Raw genomic sequence first — 15258 nt, forward strand, 5'->3', positions numbered from 1 at the left:
GGTTTCCTCTCAATCTTTTGCAATATAAAAGAGTCACTGATGAAATTGTTGAATCAACTCGGCAATTTGAAGAGAGGCGGTACCGTCGCCATACAAGTTCTCGATATAGGACCCGGGCCGGTAATCTCCTATCATTCGCCCCAAATCCATCGTGAGCGGGTCCACCAGCGTATTCCAGCCGCAGTCGACCGTCTCGACCCACTCCGTCTCCGGACGCAGCGTAAAACAGGGAACTTTGGCGAAATAGGCCTCCTTCTGCACCCCGCCGGAATCGGTTATAATCGCCTTGGCCTGGCGTTCCAGCGCCAGCATTTCGAGATAAGACAACGGTTCGGTGAACAAAAGGTTGCCCCCGGACGGTCGCTCGGCGGACTCCCCCATCGCTTCCAGCATTTTGCCGGTCCGGGGATGAAGCGGAAACAAAACCGGATAATCCAGGCTGCGCAGCGCTTGCAATATGGCCCTTAGCCGCACGGGATCGTCGGTGTTGGAGGGACGGTGGATCGTGGCCAGATAGTAACCGCCGGCCGAAACGCCGAAATCCTCGGGCCGGTGTTTCCCGGCGGCCAGGCGTTCGTTGTAAAGCACGGCGTCATACATAACATCGCCCACCTCGTATACGCCTTCCGTCACCCGCTCGGCCCGAAGGTTACTCACCGCCGCCGCCGTCGGTGCGAACAACAAGGCGGAGACGTGGTCCGTCATGACCCGGTTGATCTCCTCGGGCATATCGCGGTTATAGCTCCGCAGCCCCGCCTCCACATGAAACAGCGGAATCCGCAGCTTGCTTGCCGCAAGCGCCCCCGCCAGCGTGGAGTTCGTATCGCCGTACACCAACACGGCATCCGGGACGGTCTCCAGCATCAACGCCTCCAGTGAAATCAGCATTTCCCCGGTCTGCCGTCCATGCGAAGAGGAACCGATGCCGAGGTCGTAATCCGGCTTCGGAATTTCCAGCTCTTCGAAGAATACCCCCGCCATGCTGTAATCGTAATGCTGTCCCGTATGTACGAGCACCTCGCGGCATCTCTTCCTAAGCTCCCGCGACACCGGCGCCGCCTTCACGAATTGCGGCCTGGCGCCTACGATGGTCATTACGGTTTTCATCCTTTCAGCTCCTTTCGTCCCCCGTAAACGGATGGCTCCTCCGTCACCTCGTGGCCGCCGGTTACCCCGGCGGACCGGTAAACGGATGTCATCTCTTCCAGCACCTGCGCCACGGAATACTTGCCGAGCAGCCTTTCTCTGCCGTTCAGTTTCTTCCGCAGCTTCGCATCCGCATAAAGCTCCCAGATTCGCTGCTCGAACGCGTCCGTATCCCCCGGCTTCACCAAATACCCGTTGATTCCGTCATCCACCAAATCCCGGTTGCCCCGGACCCCGGTCGCTACCACGGGTAGTCCCGAGGCTAGGGCCTCCATCACATTCACGGGCAGCCCCTCCTGCTTGCTGGTGGTCACCGCCACGTCAGCCAGGGCGTAAAGCTTGGGCATGTCCTTGCGCTGCCCCAAAAACACCACATTCCCGGTCAATCCCAATTGCTGTGCCTGCTTCTTGTAAGGGACCTCCAGTTCCCCCTGGCCGGCCAACAGCACCAAAAGCTCCGGGATCCGTTTCTTCAGATTGGCCGCCGCTTGCAGCAGAAAAGCCTGATTCTTCCGCTTGCTCAGCTCGGCCGCATAAATCAGGACAAAACGGTCCTGGCCGATGCGGTGCTCCCATCGCAACTGCTGCTTGCCCCTTCGGTCCACCGGCTTAAATCGTCCGAAATCGACGCCGACCCCATGGACGTGAACGATAGACCTGGCTTTGAACCTCCGCCGGATGGCCCGGTGATAGTCCTCCTCGTTGATCGTGACCAGGCAATCCGTCCACCGGGAGAGCAGCTTTTCCACCGGGTAATAAAGCAGCCAGTTCACGGCTGGCGCCCCGTCAAAAAAATGAAAGCCGTGCGCGGTATAAATCACCTTCGTTCCGCTCCGCCTCGCTTCCCTTGCCGCCAATCTCGCCAGAACCCCTCCCATCGGCGTGTGGCAGTGGACAACACTGTAGCCGTGGCGCCCGATTAAATCGGACAGCTCCTTATAAGCCTTTAAATTGTTCCACCTGAACGGGGAACGTTCGATCGACAGCGGGAATTGACAATCCACATAAGGAACCGGCGCCTCCCCGCATGCCGCCGCATGGACTTCCCAGCCCCGCTGCTTGAACCAGCGCATATAAGGCGTATGGAACTGGGTCAAGTGGGACACCACCGTAGCGCAAAACAACACTTTCTTCAGCACAACCATCCTCCACTTCGGAAAAAATCAAGGGTTTCTCCAGAACTACTCATACAATGAAAAAGAGAAAATATACTATAACAGCCAGTTCGAAATGCTCTATAACACTAGTAGATGATGTTTGCGGCATCTTAGAACTTGATTTTTAGGAGGGGAATTATGGATCAGCTTCAGCCTGTATCGCATGGCCTGGAGCCTTGGGCGGAATTCAACCGGATCAAATGGGGCTGTGAAGCGAAAATCATGAGATTTCAACGCGAGGATTCCGAGGCGTATATCGAAAGTCTCTTTTTTCTGAACAAACGGGGAAAAATCTGCCTCCCTCCGCTCAATCCATTCCATCCGACCGTGTTTCAGCCTACGTCGACGGACAAACCCTACCGTTTGAACCGGCAGTGGCATCAAACCGCCGAGGTGATGATCGGGGAATTGCTCCGGCATGGGGGAAGCGCGGCATTCTGCTTCCCGCCGGACATCCGGGATATCCGCCCATTTTTGTGGAGGGGGTTTAAGGCCAACGTGAAGTATACCTATCAAATCCGGCTTCCCCATTCCCTGGACCAGGCCAGTCCCGGCATACGCAACCGAATTAAAAAGGCGGTCCAAGAAGGATACCGCTGCCGTTTGACCCAAAATATGGAGGAAGTGTACGCCTGCCTGCTCGAAACGGAAACGCGAAAAGGCTTCAGCCACCGGCTGAGCCTGGAAGACTTGCAATTGGCGCAGCGGCTTCTCGGCAACGCGGGTCTTCGTTGTTATGTCTGTTACAGTCCAAGCGGTGAACCGGTTACCGCCAGCGTTATCCTGATTTTGGACGGACGCCGGGCCTTGTTCTGGATCGCGGGCAGTAAAACCGAGTATTTGTCGCATGGCGTGGTCCAGCTGTCCCAGCATGTTGTGTTCGACGATCTGGCCGCAGCGGGTCTGAAGGACATCGATTTAGTGGGAGCCAATCTGCCGTCCGTCGCCCGCTCGAAATCCGGTTGGGGAGGAGAACTCGTGCCCTACTATCAGGTACGGATTCCGGTATTCAAAGAGCTGGCTCGTACAAGCCTGGATTGGTTGCGCTTCAACCGGAGAAAACGGCTTGCTATTTTTCAGGAAGAAGGGAGTTTCAGAGCAAGAGGATGATGGATCATACAGCTTTAAGTCAGTGGGGGGAATTCAATCGTCGCAAATGGGGCTGCAAGGTGGAGCATGTGCGGCTGCAGGCCGGGCGGTCCGAGGCGCGAGGAGAGTGTCTGTTCTTTTTCAATGCCGGAGGCCGGTTCATGCTCCCGCCGCAAAATCCGTACCACCCGTTGGTGTTTCTGGCTACTCCCAGTCAAAAGCCTTTCCGTATCAACAAGCAGTGGCATGAGATTGCCGGTTTGCTGATGGATCGGCTGCAGGAGGTTCGGGGGCCGGTCCTTTTTCACCTCCCGCCGGAGATGGACGATGTCCGTCCTTTTCTGTGGCGGGGGCTGAAGGCGGAAGTGAAATATACGTATTGCGTTAACGTCCCTTATTCCTTGGACCTCGCCAGCAAGGCGATCCGCAACAAGATCCGCAAGGCGGAAGCTGCCGGCTATCGAACCGAAAGATCGGACAATATGTCGCATGCCTACCAGTGTCTGATTCAAACCGAAAAAAGGCAGGGCTTCAGCCATCGGCTCAGCGCAGCGGACCTGGAGCTCGCTCGCGATTTGATGGGAGACCATGCCTTTCGTTGCTATATTTGTTACTCCAAAGACGGAGAACCGGTCAGTGTCAACATTTCCCTGCTGCTGCACCCTGCTTCGGCGATCGGCTGGATCGCCGGCACCAAGACCGCCCATCTTTCGAACGGCGTCGTCCAACAGGTTCAGCTCCATGAATTCGAGGACCTTGCCGCCGCCGGCGTAGAGCGGTTTGATTTTACGGGGGCCAACCTATCTTCCGTCTCCGAGGCCAAGGCGGAATGGGGCGGAGAATTGCTGCCCTATTACGTCATTCGCAAACCGGGCTTAAAGGACGTGCTGCGGGCCGGCCGGGATTGGCTGCAATTCTCAAGGGGGATCAGACCGTGACCTCGAGCGATGACGGATGAACGTAATACTGATTGCGTCCTTCCCGTTTTGCTTCATACATCGCTTCGTCCGCTTCGCGAATCAGCCGGTCCAGATCGCCCGGGCCTCCATCGTAAACACAAATGCCGATGCTCGGCGTGGTCACCAGCGGATATCCCTGATAGTAGTACGGCTCAGACAAGCTGCCGATAATCCGCTCGGCGACTTTGGAAGCGTGCCTTTGATCACTGGCCGAGAGCAGGACCAGGAACTCATCCCCTCCAAGCCGGCAGACCGTGTCACTATCCCGAATATGGCTGCACAGTCTCCCGGCGGTTTCCTTGAGCAATAAATCCCCCGCGGTATGGCCGAAAGCGTCATTAACCTCCTTAAAGTTATCCAGATCGATAAACATAATCGTCAGCGGAGTCATCCCGTCATGCACGTATTGATCGAACCGCATTTGAAAGAGTGCCCGGTTGGGGAGTCCCGTCAACTCATCATGATAGGCCAGGTATTCCACCTGCTCCTCCAGCCTTTTGCGCTCGGTGATGTCAATGATGACTCCCTCCAGCCTTTCCAGATGCCCCAGTTCATTAAAGAGCGGGGTTCCCCGGATTTGCGTCCAGCGGTACTCCCCGTCTTTATCGTAAATCCGGCATTCCAGATTCACGCTTCGTTTATCCAGCACCATTTCTTTCTGGGCCTGCATGATCCGCGGCTTGTCCGCGGGCAAGACCAAGCCGGTCAGCAAATGATAGTCCCCTTTAAACGCCTCCGGCGGCCAACCGGTAATGTGAACGATTCCATCCGACAGTGTCATCACACCTATGCTTAAGTCGAAAGACCAGGTGGCGATTTTGACGTTCTCCAAAATATTGTTCAGTTGAATCCCATTCTTCTCCGCCTTCAGCCATAGCGACTTCGTATACCGGGTGAACAAGAAAGAAAACGCGGTGGTAAACGCCCCGAAGATAATGACATAGATGACGTCACTGGCGGCGGCTTCCGGAAACATCTTATCCCGAAACCGGATGAACAAATAAGCCGCACTCACCAGATACAAGCCTCCCGACAGCAAGACCGCTCTCAGATCCAGGTACAGGAGGACAAATAGCGGCACAAGTCCGAGAAAAATATAGTTGAACGAGTACGGGGAATTTATGGCCTGACTCACAAAAAACACGTAGAGGGAAGCTATCATCAGCAGCATGACGATTTCCGGGACACGGCGGCTGTTCACAAGCAACAGCATAATCAAGCCGATCAGCAGACCTACCAGGGGATGGATGGCATCTATGCTTTTGTCCACAATCAGATTTACCGCGAGTGCAATGCCATAGAAGCTCCACAACAGCTTTACCACAAGTACGTTCCGCTGGTGAATTTCTTGCAACCTGTTCATTTAATCCACGCTCTCCAAAAAATAGTTATAAAGAACTAGATTCACTTTCTTTCATATTACACCTTTGGGAATTATAAGGGTACTGTTTCCTGAAAAAAATTAATATACGGTAACAAAAAAGACCGGATCAACATCCGGTCCTTGCTGTTAAGGCACATATTGCTGAACAATTTGGGTGACCACACCATTCTCGATACTCAAATGATAAGGGAACACTTGCGGATCAAGCACCTGGGCGCCCCGGAACAGACTCGTGAATTTGTTCAAGCTCACCGGCTCGTTCCACACGATATCGGCATCCGCGGGGTCTCCACTCCGATCATAAATCTGCATAAGGACTTTGGCGTCCTTGGCTACCGTGAAATGTTCCAGGGCCTCATCCTCATTGACGATATAGTACCCGTCCGGGGGTCCGTCAATACCGGCGTCCGGTTCGTGCTTGGCGAACACCGCCTCGGCTTCCTTCCCGGTGTACCACTCAATCGGGTCGACCGTCAATTCGGTCCCGTCAGCGCGGGTATTGAGAGCCTCGATATAAACCGTCAACTGCCTCGTTTCCGGAGCTGCCGCCGCAGGTTCGCTTTCCTGCCGGCTTGCGCCAGAGCTGGACGTAGTAGTAAACGAAGTTAATATTACGATAAGAAACAGGGGGATCAACAGCTTCATCCATTTTTTCATTTCAGCGTCCCGCCTTTCGAAATCCGATATAACCGTCTATGAAGTATAAATAACCATCCCGGAAGGATTTAAACACCACCGGTAAATTTATACTTTCATTATATGGTTTCCCTGAAGGAAAAGGGTCACAATCCGGTTAAAACGGGTGACAAAATCTTATCTTTTATGGACGCTCAATGAGCCGGAAAGAAGGTGAGCTGGATCAGGAAAATCAGCCCGAACACATAAAGCAGCGGATGTACCTCACGGCCCTTTCCGCTGACCAGCTTCATGACGGGATAGGTGATGAAGCCGACCGCGATCCCTGTGGCGATGCTTGCGGTTAACGGCATCATCAGCAGGATGGCGAAGGCCGGGAAGGCTTCGTCAAACGTCTTCCACTGAATTCGGGCAAGTCCCTCCATCATAAAGCAGCCGACGATAATCAGCGCCGGGGCGGTGATGGCGGGCAGCGAAGAGATCGCGCCGACGAGCGGTGAAAAGAAGACGGACAGCAGGAACAACACGGCAACCACCAGCGAAGTGAGACCGGTGCGTCCCCCGGCCGCGACCCCCGTGGTCGACTCGATAAACGCGGTCGTCGGACTGGTGCCGAACATCGAACCGACCGTTGTCGCCGTCGCGTCGGCGAGCAGCGCGGACTTCGCGCGCGGGAACTCCCCGTTCTTCATCGTGCCCGTCTGCTCCGCCACGCCGATCAGCGTACCGGTCGTATCGAACAGCGTGACAAGCAGAAACGCGAACACGGTCGTATACAATCCCTGGCTGAACACGCCGGGAATGTCCATGTCAAAGAAGACCGGAACCGGTGGAGCGGAGACTACGGCTGCGAACTTCAGCTCACCGGTCAAATAGCCGATCAGCGCGGTGACCGCCATCCCGATGAACAGCGCCCCCGGGACCCGGCGCGCCATCAGAATCAGCGTCACGAAGACGCCGAGAATCGTCAGCAGCGTCACCGAGCGGTGCAGATCGCCAAAGGTGACGAGATTCTCCGGATTGGCGACGACGATGCCGGACATTTTCAGTCCGAGAAAAGCGATAAAAAGGCCGATGCCGGCGGTAATGCCGAATTTCAGCGAATCGGGAATCGCCCGGATTAGCGCCTCCCGCAGCTTCGTCAGACTCAGCAGCAGGAACAACACCCCGGCGAGAAACACCGTGCCGAGCACGGTTTGATAATTGAGCCCGGTGGAGGCGACGACGCTGGTAAAATACGCGTTCAGCCCCATGCCCGGAGCGATGGCGATCGGATGGTTGGCGAACAGCGCCATAAACAGCGTCCCGATCACGGCGGCGATCACCGTGGCCATAAACACTTGGTCAAAAGGGATCCCGGCCGCACTCAGTACGGCCGGATTGACGACCAGAATGTAGGCCATGGCCAGAAAGGTGGTGATCCCCGCCACCAGCTCGGTTCTGACGCTGGTTCCATGCTGTTCGAGTTTAAAAAACTGATTCATGTAGGTATTCTCTCCTCTGTTTTTGCGGCTTTACATTGTAATCCTCTAGTATTGTCCGCTTATCCCCTAGCCTCGTCAAGGCCTGGGTGATTCATTCCACGAATCTTTCGGAATTTGCGACGGAGGCTGTGGGATTGAAGGAAACCGTCCCGCTAATTTCGCCACTTATCTCGCACAAAAGGAAATATCCAGATTTACTCACGTTATTTCACCAAAAAAGAGGTGGCGGGCTCCAAAATCAGGGTTTCGCCTGCTTTTTCCTACTAAAAGTCACTTGCGTTGCTTTAACCCTGACACATGATTACAACGGAGCTTGATGCCTTAATCGCTTTTAAAGAACTTCGCAAAAAAGTACAGGCCTTTAAACAAGGTTCTGCAGTTAGGAAGTCTAACGGCCGTGAGAGCCGTTATGTTGCGATTGAATCACGTATTGGGATTCTAACGGTCGTGTGGACCGTTATTTACTTCATTTCGACCAAAACAGCCATACTTATATGAAATAGGGGCCGTGGCGGCCGTTAGAATTTGGATTCAGTGCAAACAGGGCAAATAACGGCTGTGGCGACCGTTAGAATAGTTTAGAGGGGGAGACGACGATCTAAGTTCGACATGTTGCTTGCCGAAGCGGCGGATTGGCCCCAAATGGGCAGCATCAAGGAAGGTTTGATGCAACGTCATTGCCTAAAAGGCCATTAATCCCTACTGATGAGCCAGTTTCGACAAAATAGCGCCGCATAACGCCCTTATTTACCTATCCGGCTTTCAAAGGAAAGCTGGCTCCACCATATTTGTTCGTATTTAAATGGCTTAATGCAACGGCTAGTGGCCCGCAGCCCGCTTAGTGCAGATTTAAGGGGGATTTCCCCGGTAAATTGACCTCGTCCGCCTTGTGATGCCAAGCAGCCCGCCTTTTTCCGCGGGGAGACCTACGCAAAAAAAGACTGCCCCAAAAATGCGGACAGTCCCTTTTTTCTATCTTTACTGCTGCGGCTGCGGCTTAGGCTGCGGCTCGGCAGGATGATACTCAACCGGGGCGTGCGTGCGGCGCAGGAAAAGTCCCAGCAGCAGCGCGATGACGCCGACGAACATCGAGACGGTGAACGCGTTGTGAATCCCGGAAACGATCGCGTGCGGAATTTGAGCCGGATCGGTCGGGTCGGACACCGTGCTCAGGTAGCTCTTTTGCCCCGAGGAATAAATGCTGATAAACAGCGCCGTTCCGACTGCGCCGGAGACCTGCTGCAACGTGTTCATAATCGCGGTTCCGTGCGGGTACATCCGGCGCGGCAGTTGATTAAGTCCCGTCGTTTGACCGGGCATCATCACCAGGGAAATCCCGATCAGCAGCGAGATATGCATCGCTATTACGTTTCCTACAGGCGTCGTGGGGGTCAGGCCGCGCATAAACCAGATCGTGACGATCACGATGACCAGACCGGGAACGACCAGAGCCCGCGGGCCGAACTTATCGAACAGCCGCCCGGCAATCGGCGACATCAATCCGTTGATGACACCGCCCGGCAAAAGCGCCAGTCCTGCCGCAAACGGAGCCAATACAAGCGCTCCCTGCAAGTACATCGGCAGCAAAATCAACGTCGAGAACAAGGTCATCATCATGACCATCAGCAACGCGGCCGCCAGCGCAAACATCGGGTATTTGAAGACCCGGACGTCCAGGGTCGGTTCCTTGACAACCAACTGGCGCCATACAAACAGACCCAAGGAAACAAAACCCGCCACCAGACAAACATAAACGGTCGGATCGGACCATCCGCCGCCTTCACCGGCATGGCTAAAGCCATATACGATCCCGCCGAAGCCGATGGTGGACAGCAAAATCGAAATCATATCCACTTTAGGGCGGGTCAATTCGGAAACGTTCCGCAGATAAACGGCCGCGAACAGAATGGAGAATACGGCCAGCGGCAGAATCAGGAAGAACAGCCAACGCCAGTTCAAAGCGTCAAGAATCAAGCCTGACAGCGTCGGTCCGATCGCCGGACCAAACATGATGACGAGACCGATGGTGCCCATGGCGGCTCCTCTTTTTTCCGGGGGATAAATCGTCAGAATGGTATTCATCATCACCGGAAGCAGAAGTCCCGTGCCGACGGCTTGGATAATCCGGCCGACGAGCAGGAGGCCGAACGAAGGAGCGGCCCCGCAGACCATCGTTCCTATCAAGAACAGAATCATCGCGGACAAAAACATCTGTCTTGTGGTAAACCATTGAATCAACAACGCCGTAATCGGAACCAAAATACCGATCACCAGCATATAAACGGTGGATAACCACTGTATCGTCGAAGGACCGACGCTTAATTCCTTCATTAAATCCGTATAGGCTACATTCAGCAGGGTTTCGTTCAGAATCGACACGAACGCGCCGATAATCAGCGCAATCGTGATCGGAAGCCTTCGGATCCCTTCCGTAGGCGCGGATGAAACCGCGCCTGTCGCGTCCATATTCATTATACTTTTCCTCCAATACTATCCAAGGTTAATTTATGTTTATGTCTCTATATCAACAAGGCGAAAGGCTCGCGGCTCTTCCGCCTTGGCATGTTCGGCTCTTTTCGTAATTAGACCGTTCTATATATAAAATTTTAAGTATGAGGTTAAAAAAAGCCTGTACCCGCCCGCTAACGCACAAATAATCGCGGAATCAGCTTGGAGGCAATCCGTAGTGGTTCGCTGCTCTTTTGGGTCATACTCATGATCGCCGCGCCCTCCACCATGGAATTAATCATCACGGCCAATTCATGCGCTTCTTCCTCCACTAGCCCGGCCGATACGAACTTCTTCTTAAGTTCGACGCCCCAGCATTCATAAGCATTGCTGCAAGCCTGGCGGATCGTTTCGTTACTCTTGGCCGTCTCATGTGCGATAATGCCGATCGGTACTCCAATCACTTCATCCTTGTCGAATTGCTCGATCATCAAATCCAGCATGCGTTGAATGGCCTCCACGGGATCCGTGGTGGATTGCAAAACCTTCATCATTTCGGAACGCGCCGTGTCCTGCGTGTAGCGGATAGCCTCACAGGCGAGCTGCTCCTTCCCGTCGGGAAAGTGATAATATAACGAGCCCTTAGGAGCCCCGCTCAGCTGAGTTATTTGGTTTAGGCCAGTCGCATTGTAGCCTTGATTCATCAGTAGTCTGGCGGTTGTTTCAATCAGGGATTTGCGGGTGGGATTCTGGTTTGCCATTGAAATAACCTCGCGTCTCATAGGATTATACCAATCGGTCTATATAATTTAGTCCATAATAAATCCCCTGTCAAGAACCCAAATCCAACTTATATAGGTTGAGCTTAAGAATTAGCGTTGGGCAAGGTTGTGAAATGGTTTCGGAGATACGTTGCCAACATCCAAACTGTAGAAATAAAGCGCCAACGTCGGAGTCTACACATTAACGGGAAAATCTCCCGTTAATGCACCGCTCTTAGCTCTTGGATCGGATTTAGCTGGAAAAGCTCCATCTATTTCGCAGCCCAATGGCCGATATTCAGAATTTCAGGCGAATTAGCGGGAGGTTTTCCAGCTAAATCGCCTCTGCAGTCTCATACGCACCAAATTAACGGGAAGAATTCCCTTTAATTCCAACCAAACCATTAGTTGCAGGGCGGTGCTAGGCGGGTATCTTATTTTTTTGACCCGGTGAGGACTCTTTTATTTCCGTCTTCGATTAAAATAATATACGAGAACCCGTTGCCCAAATCCGTCGAAATTAGTCCCTTAACCATGGCTAGTTCCTATTATAGACAACATTCCTGACAGCGTACTGTCAGGAATCGAATACTCGGCTTTATTAAATTTGTTGATACCAGGGAAGAAGGCGATTCTCTATGAAAAAGATGAAAAAGGGGGCTTTAAAGGTCCTTGTTTTCTATGCTGCGGTCAATTTGCTCTTTCTTTTTTTGCGACATGTCGTTTTTGGCTTGATCGATGTGCCGGATCCATACGATTTGATCGTTCAGCTGGCGTCCGCCGGAATTGCCGTTTTACTGGCGCTGCTGATCACCGGCTATCTGACGAATGGAGACGCTTAACCTCCTGCCCGACGCCGTAAAAACCGCCCGCCATAAGGGCAACGCCCTCCTCCTGATACACCCGCGGGACCCGCTGGCCGATGAGGCAGACCATCTCATAATTCACGGTGTTCATCAGCGCCGCAACCTCATCAATGGGGATGGTCTCCCGCCCCTTTTTTCCGCCAAACAAGATGACGGTATCCCCCTCCGACGCATCCGGCACCGCCGTGACATCGAGCATCGTCTGGTCCATGCACACCCGCCCGACGATCGGAACCCGGCGGTTCCGCAAGATCGCCGTTCCCCGATTGGAAAGCGACCGCGATAAACCATCCGCATAGCCGATCGGCACGGTGGCGATAAGCCGGTCCCCATCCGCCCGGTAGGTCCGTCCGTAGCTCACCGTGTCTCCCTTCGCGATTTGCCGGAGGGCCACAATCTTCGTCTTCAGTTGCATCGCTTCACGAAGCGGGTAGTTCGGAAGCTTCGTATAATCCGAAGGGTGCAGGCCGTACATGGCGATACCTACCCGGATCATATCCAGATGCATATGGGAAAAACGCATGGCGGCGGCGCTGTTGCAGCAATGCTTGAGAGGAATGGACAGCCCCCTGGACTCAAGAGCCTGGATACAGGAGATGAACTGCCGGTATTGCCGATCCGTGAACCCGGGGTCTGGCCCATCCGCATCGGCAAAATGCGTAAACAGCCCTTCCAGAACAATATGAGGTGAACATGCGGATGCTTGTTGCGCCATCTCCACCACCGCCTCGGCGGAGGTCAGGCCGATCCGGGACATCCCCGTATCCAATTTGAGGTGGATCCGGGCCGGCTTCCGCCGCAGTTCCGCCCGGGCGGCAGCTTCCCGCAGAACGTCAGCAGAGAAGACCGTCAGAGTTATATCATGACGAACCGCCAAATCCACCGCGGAGGGCGGGGTATAGCCCAGCACCAGGATCGGCAGTTGGATTCCCGCTTCCCTGAGGTGCAGAGCCTCATCAAGCAAAGCTACACCAAGGTAATCCGCACCGCCCACTCTCGCCGCCCGCGCCGCTTGCACGGCACCGTGGCCGTATCCGTTGGCTTTGACCACCGCCATTACCCGGCACTCCGCAGCCGCTTGACGCCGGAACAGCGCAACATTATGGGCTATCGCATCCAGCGAAACTTCCGCCCAAGTGTCGCGGCTACTGACCTTCGAAGGAGTGGATATCATGATGCCCGCTTCTTTCATATCGCCTCCACACCCATGCGCATCCGGCTCAAAAAGCGCTCCATTCGCTCCAATGCCTTTTCCAGGTTCTCCGTGGACGCCGCGTAAGAAAAACGGATATGTCCTTCCCCGCCCGTTCCGAATACCCGGCCCGGTACGGCTGCCACCCCGGCCTCGCGAAGAAGCCTTTGAGCAAAGGTGTCGGAGTCCTCCCCGGCAGGAGAAATTGAAGGGAAGGCATAGAAAGCCCCTTCCGGTTCATGGCAGGGAAGCCCGAGCTCTCTCAACCCGCGTACAAACATGCGCCGTCTTTCGTCGAATACTTCTTTCATCGCTTCCTTGGCCTCCAGGCCATACCGAAGGGAAGCCAGCGCGGCGATCTGCCCCGGCGTTGGGGCGCACATCGCGGTGTACTGGTGAATTTTCAACATCGCCGACAGCAGATCATGATTGCCGCAGGCGGCATACCCGACCCGCCAGCCCGTCATGGCAAACGCCTTAGAAAAACCGCCGATGACCAGCGTCCGCTCCCACATCCCCGGCAGCGAAGCGATGCTGACGTGCCGCCTTCCGTACGTGAGCTCCGCATAAACTTCATCCGAAATGACGATCAAGTTATGCTTTACGGCGAGCGCGGCCACGGGAAGCCAGTCCTCCTCCGTCATGACGGCTCCTGTCGGATTTCCCGGGTAATTGACGATCAGCACTTTGGAGCGGTCCGTGATCTGCCGGGCCAACGCATCCGCGGTAAGCTTAAACTTCTGCGCTGCGTTCGTCTCAACCTCCACAACTTTTCCGCCGCACAAATGGGCGATGGGCGCGTAAGCGACATAACCGGGAGCCGGCATCAGAATTTCATCCCCGGGAACGATGCAGGCCCGAAGCGCCAAATCAACGGCCTCACTGGTGCCGACGGTAACCAGGATTTCCCGGACAGGGTCATACCGGAGACGAAAGCTGCCCTGCATATATTCGCAGATGGCCTCTCTGAGCTCCGGCAGCCCCGCATTCGCGGTGTACCCCGTCGGCCCGTCATAAAGCGCGCGAATACACGCCTCACGGACCGGTTCAGGCACGGAGAAATCCGGTTCCCCCACCCCCAGTCGAATCACATCGGTCTCCCCTAGGGTCTGGTCAAAAAATCTCCGGATTCCCGAGGGCGGAATTTCCCTCACTCTTGGAGCAATCCAATTTTTCGTTGATGTCATTGCGTTTCCCCTGCCTTTCCCCGCTCCCGCAGCGAGCCTTCAATAATCCGGTCCAGCAACTCAGCATAAGTCCACCCCGCCGCCTCGGCGCTTCTGGGCAGCAAACTGGTTTTCGTCATGCCCGGCAGCGTATTTACCTCCAGCACGTAGGGCGTATCGTTTCGCAAAATCATATCGATCCTCGCATAAACACCGCATTTAAAAAGCCTGTAGCAGGCCATCGCCGTCTCCCGGACGCGGGAATGCACGTCATCCGGGAGAGCGATAGGCGCCTCCTCGGCTCCGCCGGCGGTATATTTGGCATTATAGTCGAACCATTCCGCACAGGCCGCGCGGATGCCCAGCACCGGAAGCAGTTCCCCATCAACGAGCGAGCAGGTGATCTCCTGTCCCTCGATCCTCGATTCGACGATAACCGCCCGGTCCCAGCGAAAAGCTTCCGCGACCGCCTCATGCAGTTCCTCCTCGTCGTCCGCCCGCCGCACCCCAACGCTGGAGCCGCCGTTGTTCGGCTTTACGAATACCGGAAATTCCACGCCAGCCACCTGCTCTCGCCAACCGTCGAGCGTAAGGCACCGCCAATTCGGGGTCGGTATGCCCTCGGCGCGCATCATCTTCTTGGACAAGTCCTTATCCATGCAAAGGCTGCTGGCCAGCACGCCGCTTCCCGAATAAGGGATGCCCAGCGTTTCCAGCGCGCCCTGCACCGTGCCATCCTCGCCAAAAGCCCCGTGAAGCGCAAGCAGCGCGAAATCGATATCCTTCACCTGGTCGATGAGCTCTTCCCGCTTCGTTACGACAATGGGCAGCACGTCATATTTTTTCCGGTCCAAATGCGCCGCCATCTCCTGCCCCGTCATCAGCGAAACCTCATATTCCGAGGAGACGCCGCCCATAATGATGCCGATTCTCATCCCTGATCGCCCCTTCTCCCTAAGTCCTTCGGTCC

General features: G+C 55.0%; 13 protein-coding genes. 3 read left to right on the forward strand and 10 right to left on the reverse strand.

Features of this window, described 5'->3' with window-relative positions:
* Positions 1-33: 33 nt before the first annotated feature.
* Positions 34-1107 (reverse strand): non-hydrolyzing UDP-N-acetylglucosamine 2-epimerase, encoded by a 1074-nt coding sequence (wecB, locus tag V4U88_RS05775; RefSeq protein WP_334072311.1) that lies wholly within the window; start codon positions 1105-1107, stop codon positions 34-36.
* A complete protein-coding gene (locus V4U88_RS05780) occupies positions 1104-2285 on the reverse strand; it encodes a glycosyltransferase family 4 protein (protein ID WP_334072312.1) in 1182 nt (393 codons plus the stop codon). The genes wecB and V4U88_RS05780 overlap by 4 nt, the downstream gene beginning before the upstream one ends.
* Before the next feature lie 156 nt (positions 2286-2441).
* Between V4U88_RS05780 and V4U88_RS05785 the strand changes: the two genes are divergently transcribed.
* The gene (locus V4U88_RS05785) at positions 2442-3413 is read left to right on the forward strand and encodes a GNAT family N-acetyltransferase (protein WP_334072313.1); all 972 of its coding nucleotides are present in this window, start codon (positions 2442-2444) and stop codon (positions 3411-3413) included.
* Positions 3410-4330 (forward strand): GNAT family N-acetyltransferase, encoded by a 921-nt coding sequence (locus V4U88_RS05790; protein WP_334072314.1) that lies wholly within the window; start codon positions 3410-3412, stop codon positions 4328-4330. The genes V4U88_RS05785 and V4U88_RS05790 overlap by 4 nt, the downstream gene beginning before the upstream one ends.
* Here V4U88_RS05790 and V4U88_RS05795 read toward each other — a convergent pair.
* The 5 genes from V4U88_RS05795 to V4U88_RS05815 all read right to left on the reverse strand — a co-directional run bounded on the left by V4U88_RS05795 (position 4320) and on the right by V4U88_RS05815 (position 11064).
* Positions 4320-5714, reverse strand: coding sequence for a diguanylate cyclase domain-containing protein (locus V4U88_RS05795; protein WP_334072315.1), 1395 nt, complete (start codon positions 5712-5714; stop codon positions 4320-4322). The two genes, V4U88_RS05790 and V4U88_RS05795, sit on opposite strands and share 11 nt — an antisense overlap.
* A 147-nt stretch (positions 5715-5861) precedes the next feature.
* Positions 5862-6392 carry a hypothetical protein gene (locus V4U88_RS05800; RefSeq protein WP_334072316.1) on the reverse strand — a complete coding sequence of 177 codons (531 nt, stop codon included), beginning with the start codon at positions 6390-6392 and terminating at the stop codon, positions 5862-5864.
* 173 nt (positions 6393-6565) lie between these two features.
* Entirely contained in the window at positions 6566-7855 is a 1290-nt protein-coding gene (locus V4U88_RS05805) for an NCS2 family permease (RefSeq protein WP_334072317.1), read from the reverse strand.
* A gap of 978 nt (positions 7856-8833) precedes the next feature.
* Entirely contained in the window at positions 8834-10327 is a 1494-nt protein-coding gene (locus tag V4U88_RS05810; RefSeq protein ID WP_416367207.1) for an MDR family MFS transporter, read from the reverse strand.
* Positions 10328-10497: 170 nt separating this feature from the next.
* Complete coding sequence (locus V4U88_RS05815; RefSeq protein ID WP_334072318.1) at positions 10498-11064, reverse strand: TetR/AcrR family transcriptional regulator; 567 nt, start codon at positions 11062-11064, stop codon at positions 10498-10500.
* Positions 11065-11702: 638 nt separating this feature from the next.
* Between V4U88_RS05815 and V4U88_RS05820 the strand changes: the two genes are divergently transcribed.
* Positions 11703-11906 carry a hypothetical protein gene (locus V4U88_RS05820; protein ID WP_334072319.1) on the forward strand — a complete coding sequence of 68 codons (204 nt, stop codon included), beginning with the start codon at positions 11703-11705 and terminating at the stop codon, positions 11904-11906.
* On the opposite strand, the gene alr is transcribed toward V4U88_RS05820, so the two are convergent.
* The 3 genes from alr to V4U88_RS05835 are packed head-to-tail and all read right to left on the reverse strand — an operon-like array spanning position 11875 to position 15223.
* Positions 11875-13122 (reverse strand): alanine racemase, encoded by a 1248-nt coding sequence (gene alr, locus V4U88_RS05825; protein ID WP_334072320.1) that lies wholly within the window; start codon positions 13120-13122, stop codon positions 11875-11877. The genes V4U88_RS05820 and alr overlap by 32 nt on opposite strands.
* A complete protein-coding gene (locus tag V4U88_RS05830) occupies positions 13119-14309 on the reverse strand; it encodes a pyridoxal phosphate-dependent aminotransferase (protein WP_334072321.1) in 1191 nt (396 codons plus the stop codon). The genes alr and V4U88_RS05830 overlap by 4 nt, the downstream gene beginning before the upstream one ends.
* Positions 14306-15223: a D-alanine--D-alanine ligase gene (locus V4U88_RS05835; protein ID WP_334072322.1), complete on the reverse strand. Its 918-nt coding sequence runs from the start codon at positions 15221-15223 to the stop codon at positions 14306-14308. Before V4U88_RS05835 ends, V4U88_RS05830 begins: the two co-directional genes overlap by 4 nt.
* Positions 15224-15258: the final 35 nt, after the last annotated feature.

This window comes from Paenibacillus sp. A14 (genome assembly GCF_036864815.1).
Lineage (GTDB): Bacteria > Bacillota > Bacilli > Paenibacillales > Paenibacillaceae > Fontibacillus > Fontibacillus sanfengchensis.

What these genes read in the sequence shown, in the direction of transcription:
- V4U88_RS05790 (WP_334072314.1), top strand. Translation starts at nt 3,410, where the DNA reads ATGATGGATCATACAGCTTTAAGTCAGTGGGGGGAATTCAATCGTCGC.
- V4U88_RS05820 (WP_334072319.1), top strand. Translation starts at nt 11,703, where the DNA reads ATGAAAAAGATGAAAAAGGGGGCTTTAAAGGTCCTTGTTTTCTATGCT.
- V4U88_RS05830 (WP_334072321.1), bottom strand. Translation starts at nt 14,309, where the DNA reads ATGACATCAACGAAAAATTGGATTGCTCCAAGAGTGAGGGAAATTCCG.
- V4U88_RS05795 (WP_334072315.1), bottom strand. Translation starts at nt 5,714, where the DNA reads ATGAACAGGTTGCAAGAAATTCACCAGCGGAACGTACTTGTGGTAAAG.
- V4U88_RS05815 (WP_334072318.1), bottom strand. Translation starts at nt 11,064, where the DNA reads ATGGCAAACCAGAATCCCACCCGCAAATCCCTGATTGAAACAACCGCC.
- alr (WP_334072320.1), bottom strand. Translation starts at nt 13,122, where the DNA reads ATGAAAGAAGCGGGCATCATGATATCCACTCCTTCGAAGGTCAGTAGC.
- V4U88_RS05835 (WP_334072322.1), bottom strand. Translation starts at nt 15,223, where the DNA reads ATGAGAATCGGCATCATTATGGGCGGCGTCTCCTCGGAATATGAGGTT.
- V4U88_RS05810 (WP_416367207.1), bottom strand. Translation starts at nt 10,327, where the DNA reads ATGAATATGGACGCGACAGGCGCGGTTTCATCCGCGCCTACGGAAGGG.
- V4U88_RS05800 (WP_334072316.1), bottom strand. Translation starts at nt 6,392, where the DNA reads ATGAAAAAATGGATGAAGCTGTTGATCCCCCTGTTTCTTATCGTAATA.
- V4U88_RS05785 (WP_334072313.1), top strand. Translation starts at nt 2,442, where the DNA reads ATGGATCAGCTTCAGCCTGTATCGCATGGCCTGGAGCCTTGGGCGGAA.
- wecB (WP_334072311.1), bottom strand. Translation starts at nt 1,107, where the DNA reads ATGAAAACCGTAATGACCATCGTAGGCGCCAGGCCGCAATTCGTGAAG.
- V4U88_RS05805 (WP_334072317.1), bottom strand. Translation starts at nt 7,855, where the DNA reads ATGAATCAGTTTTTTAAACTCGAACAGCATGGAACCAGCGTCAGAACC.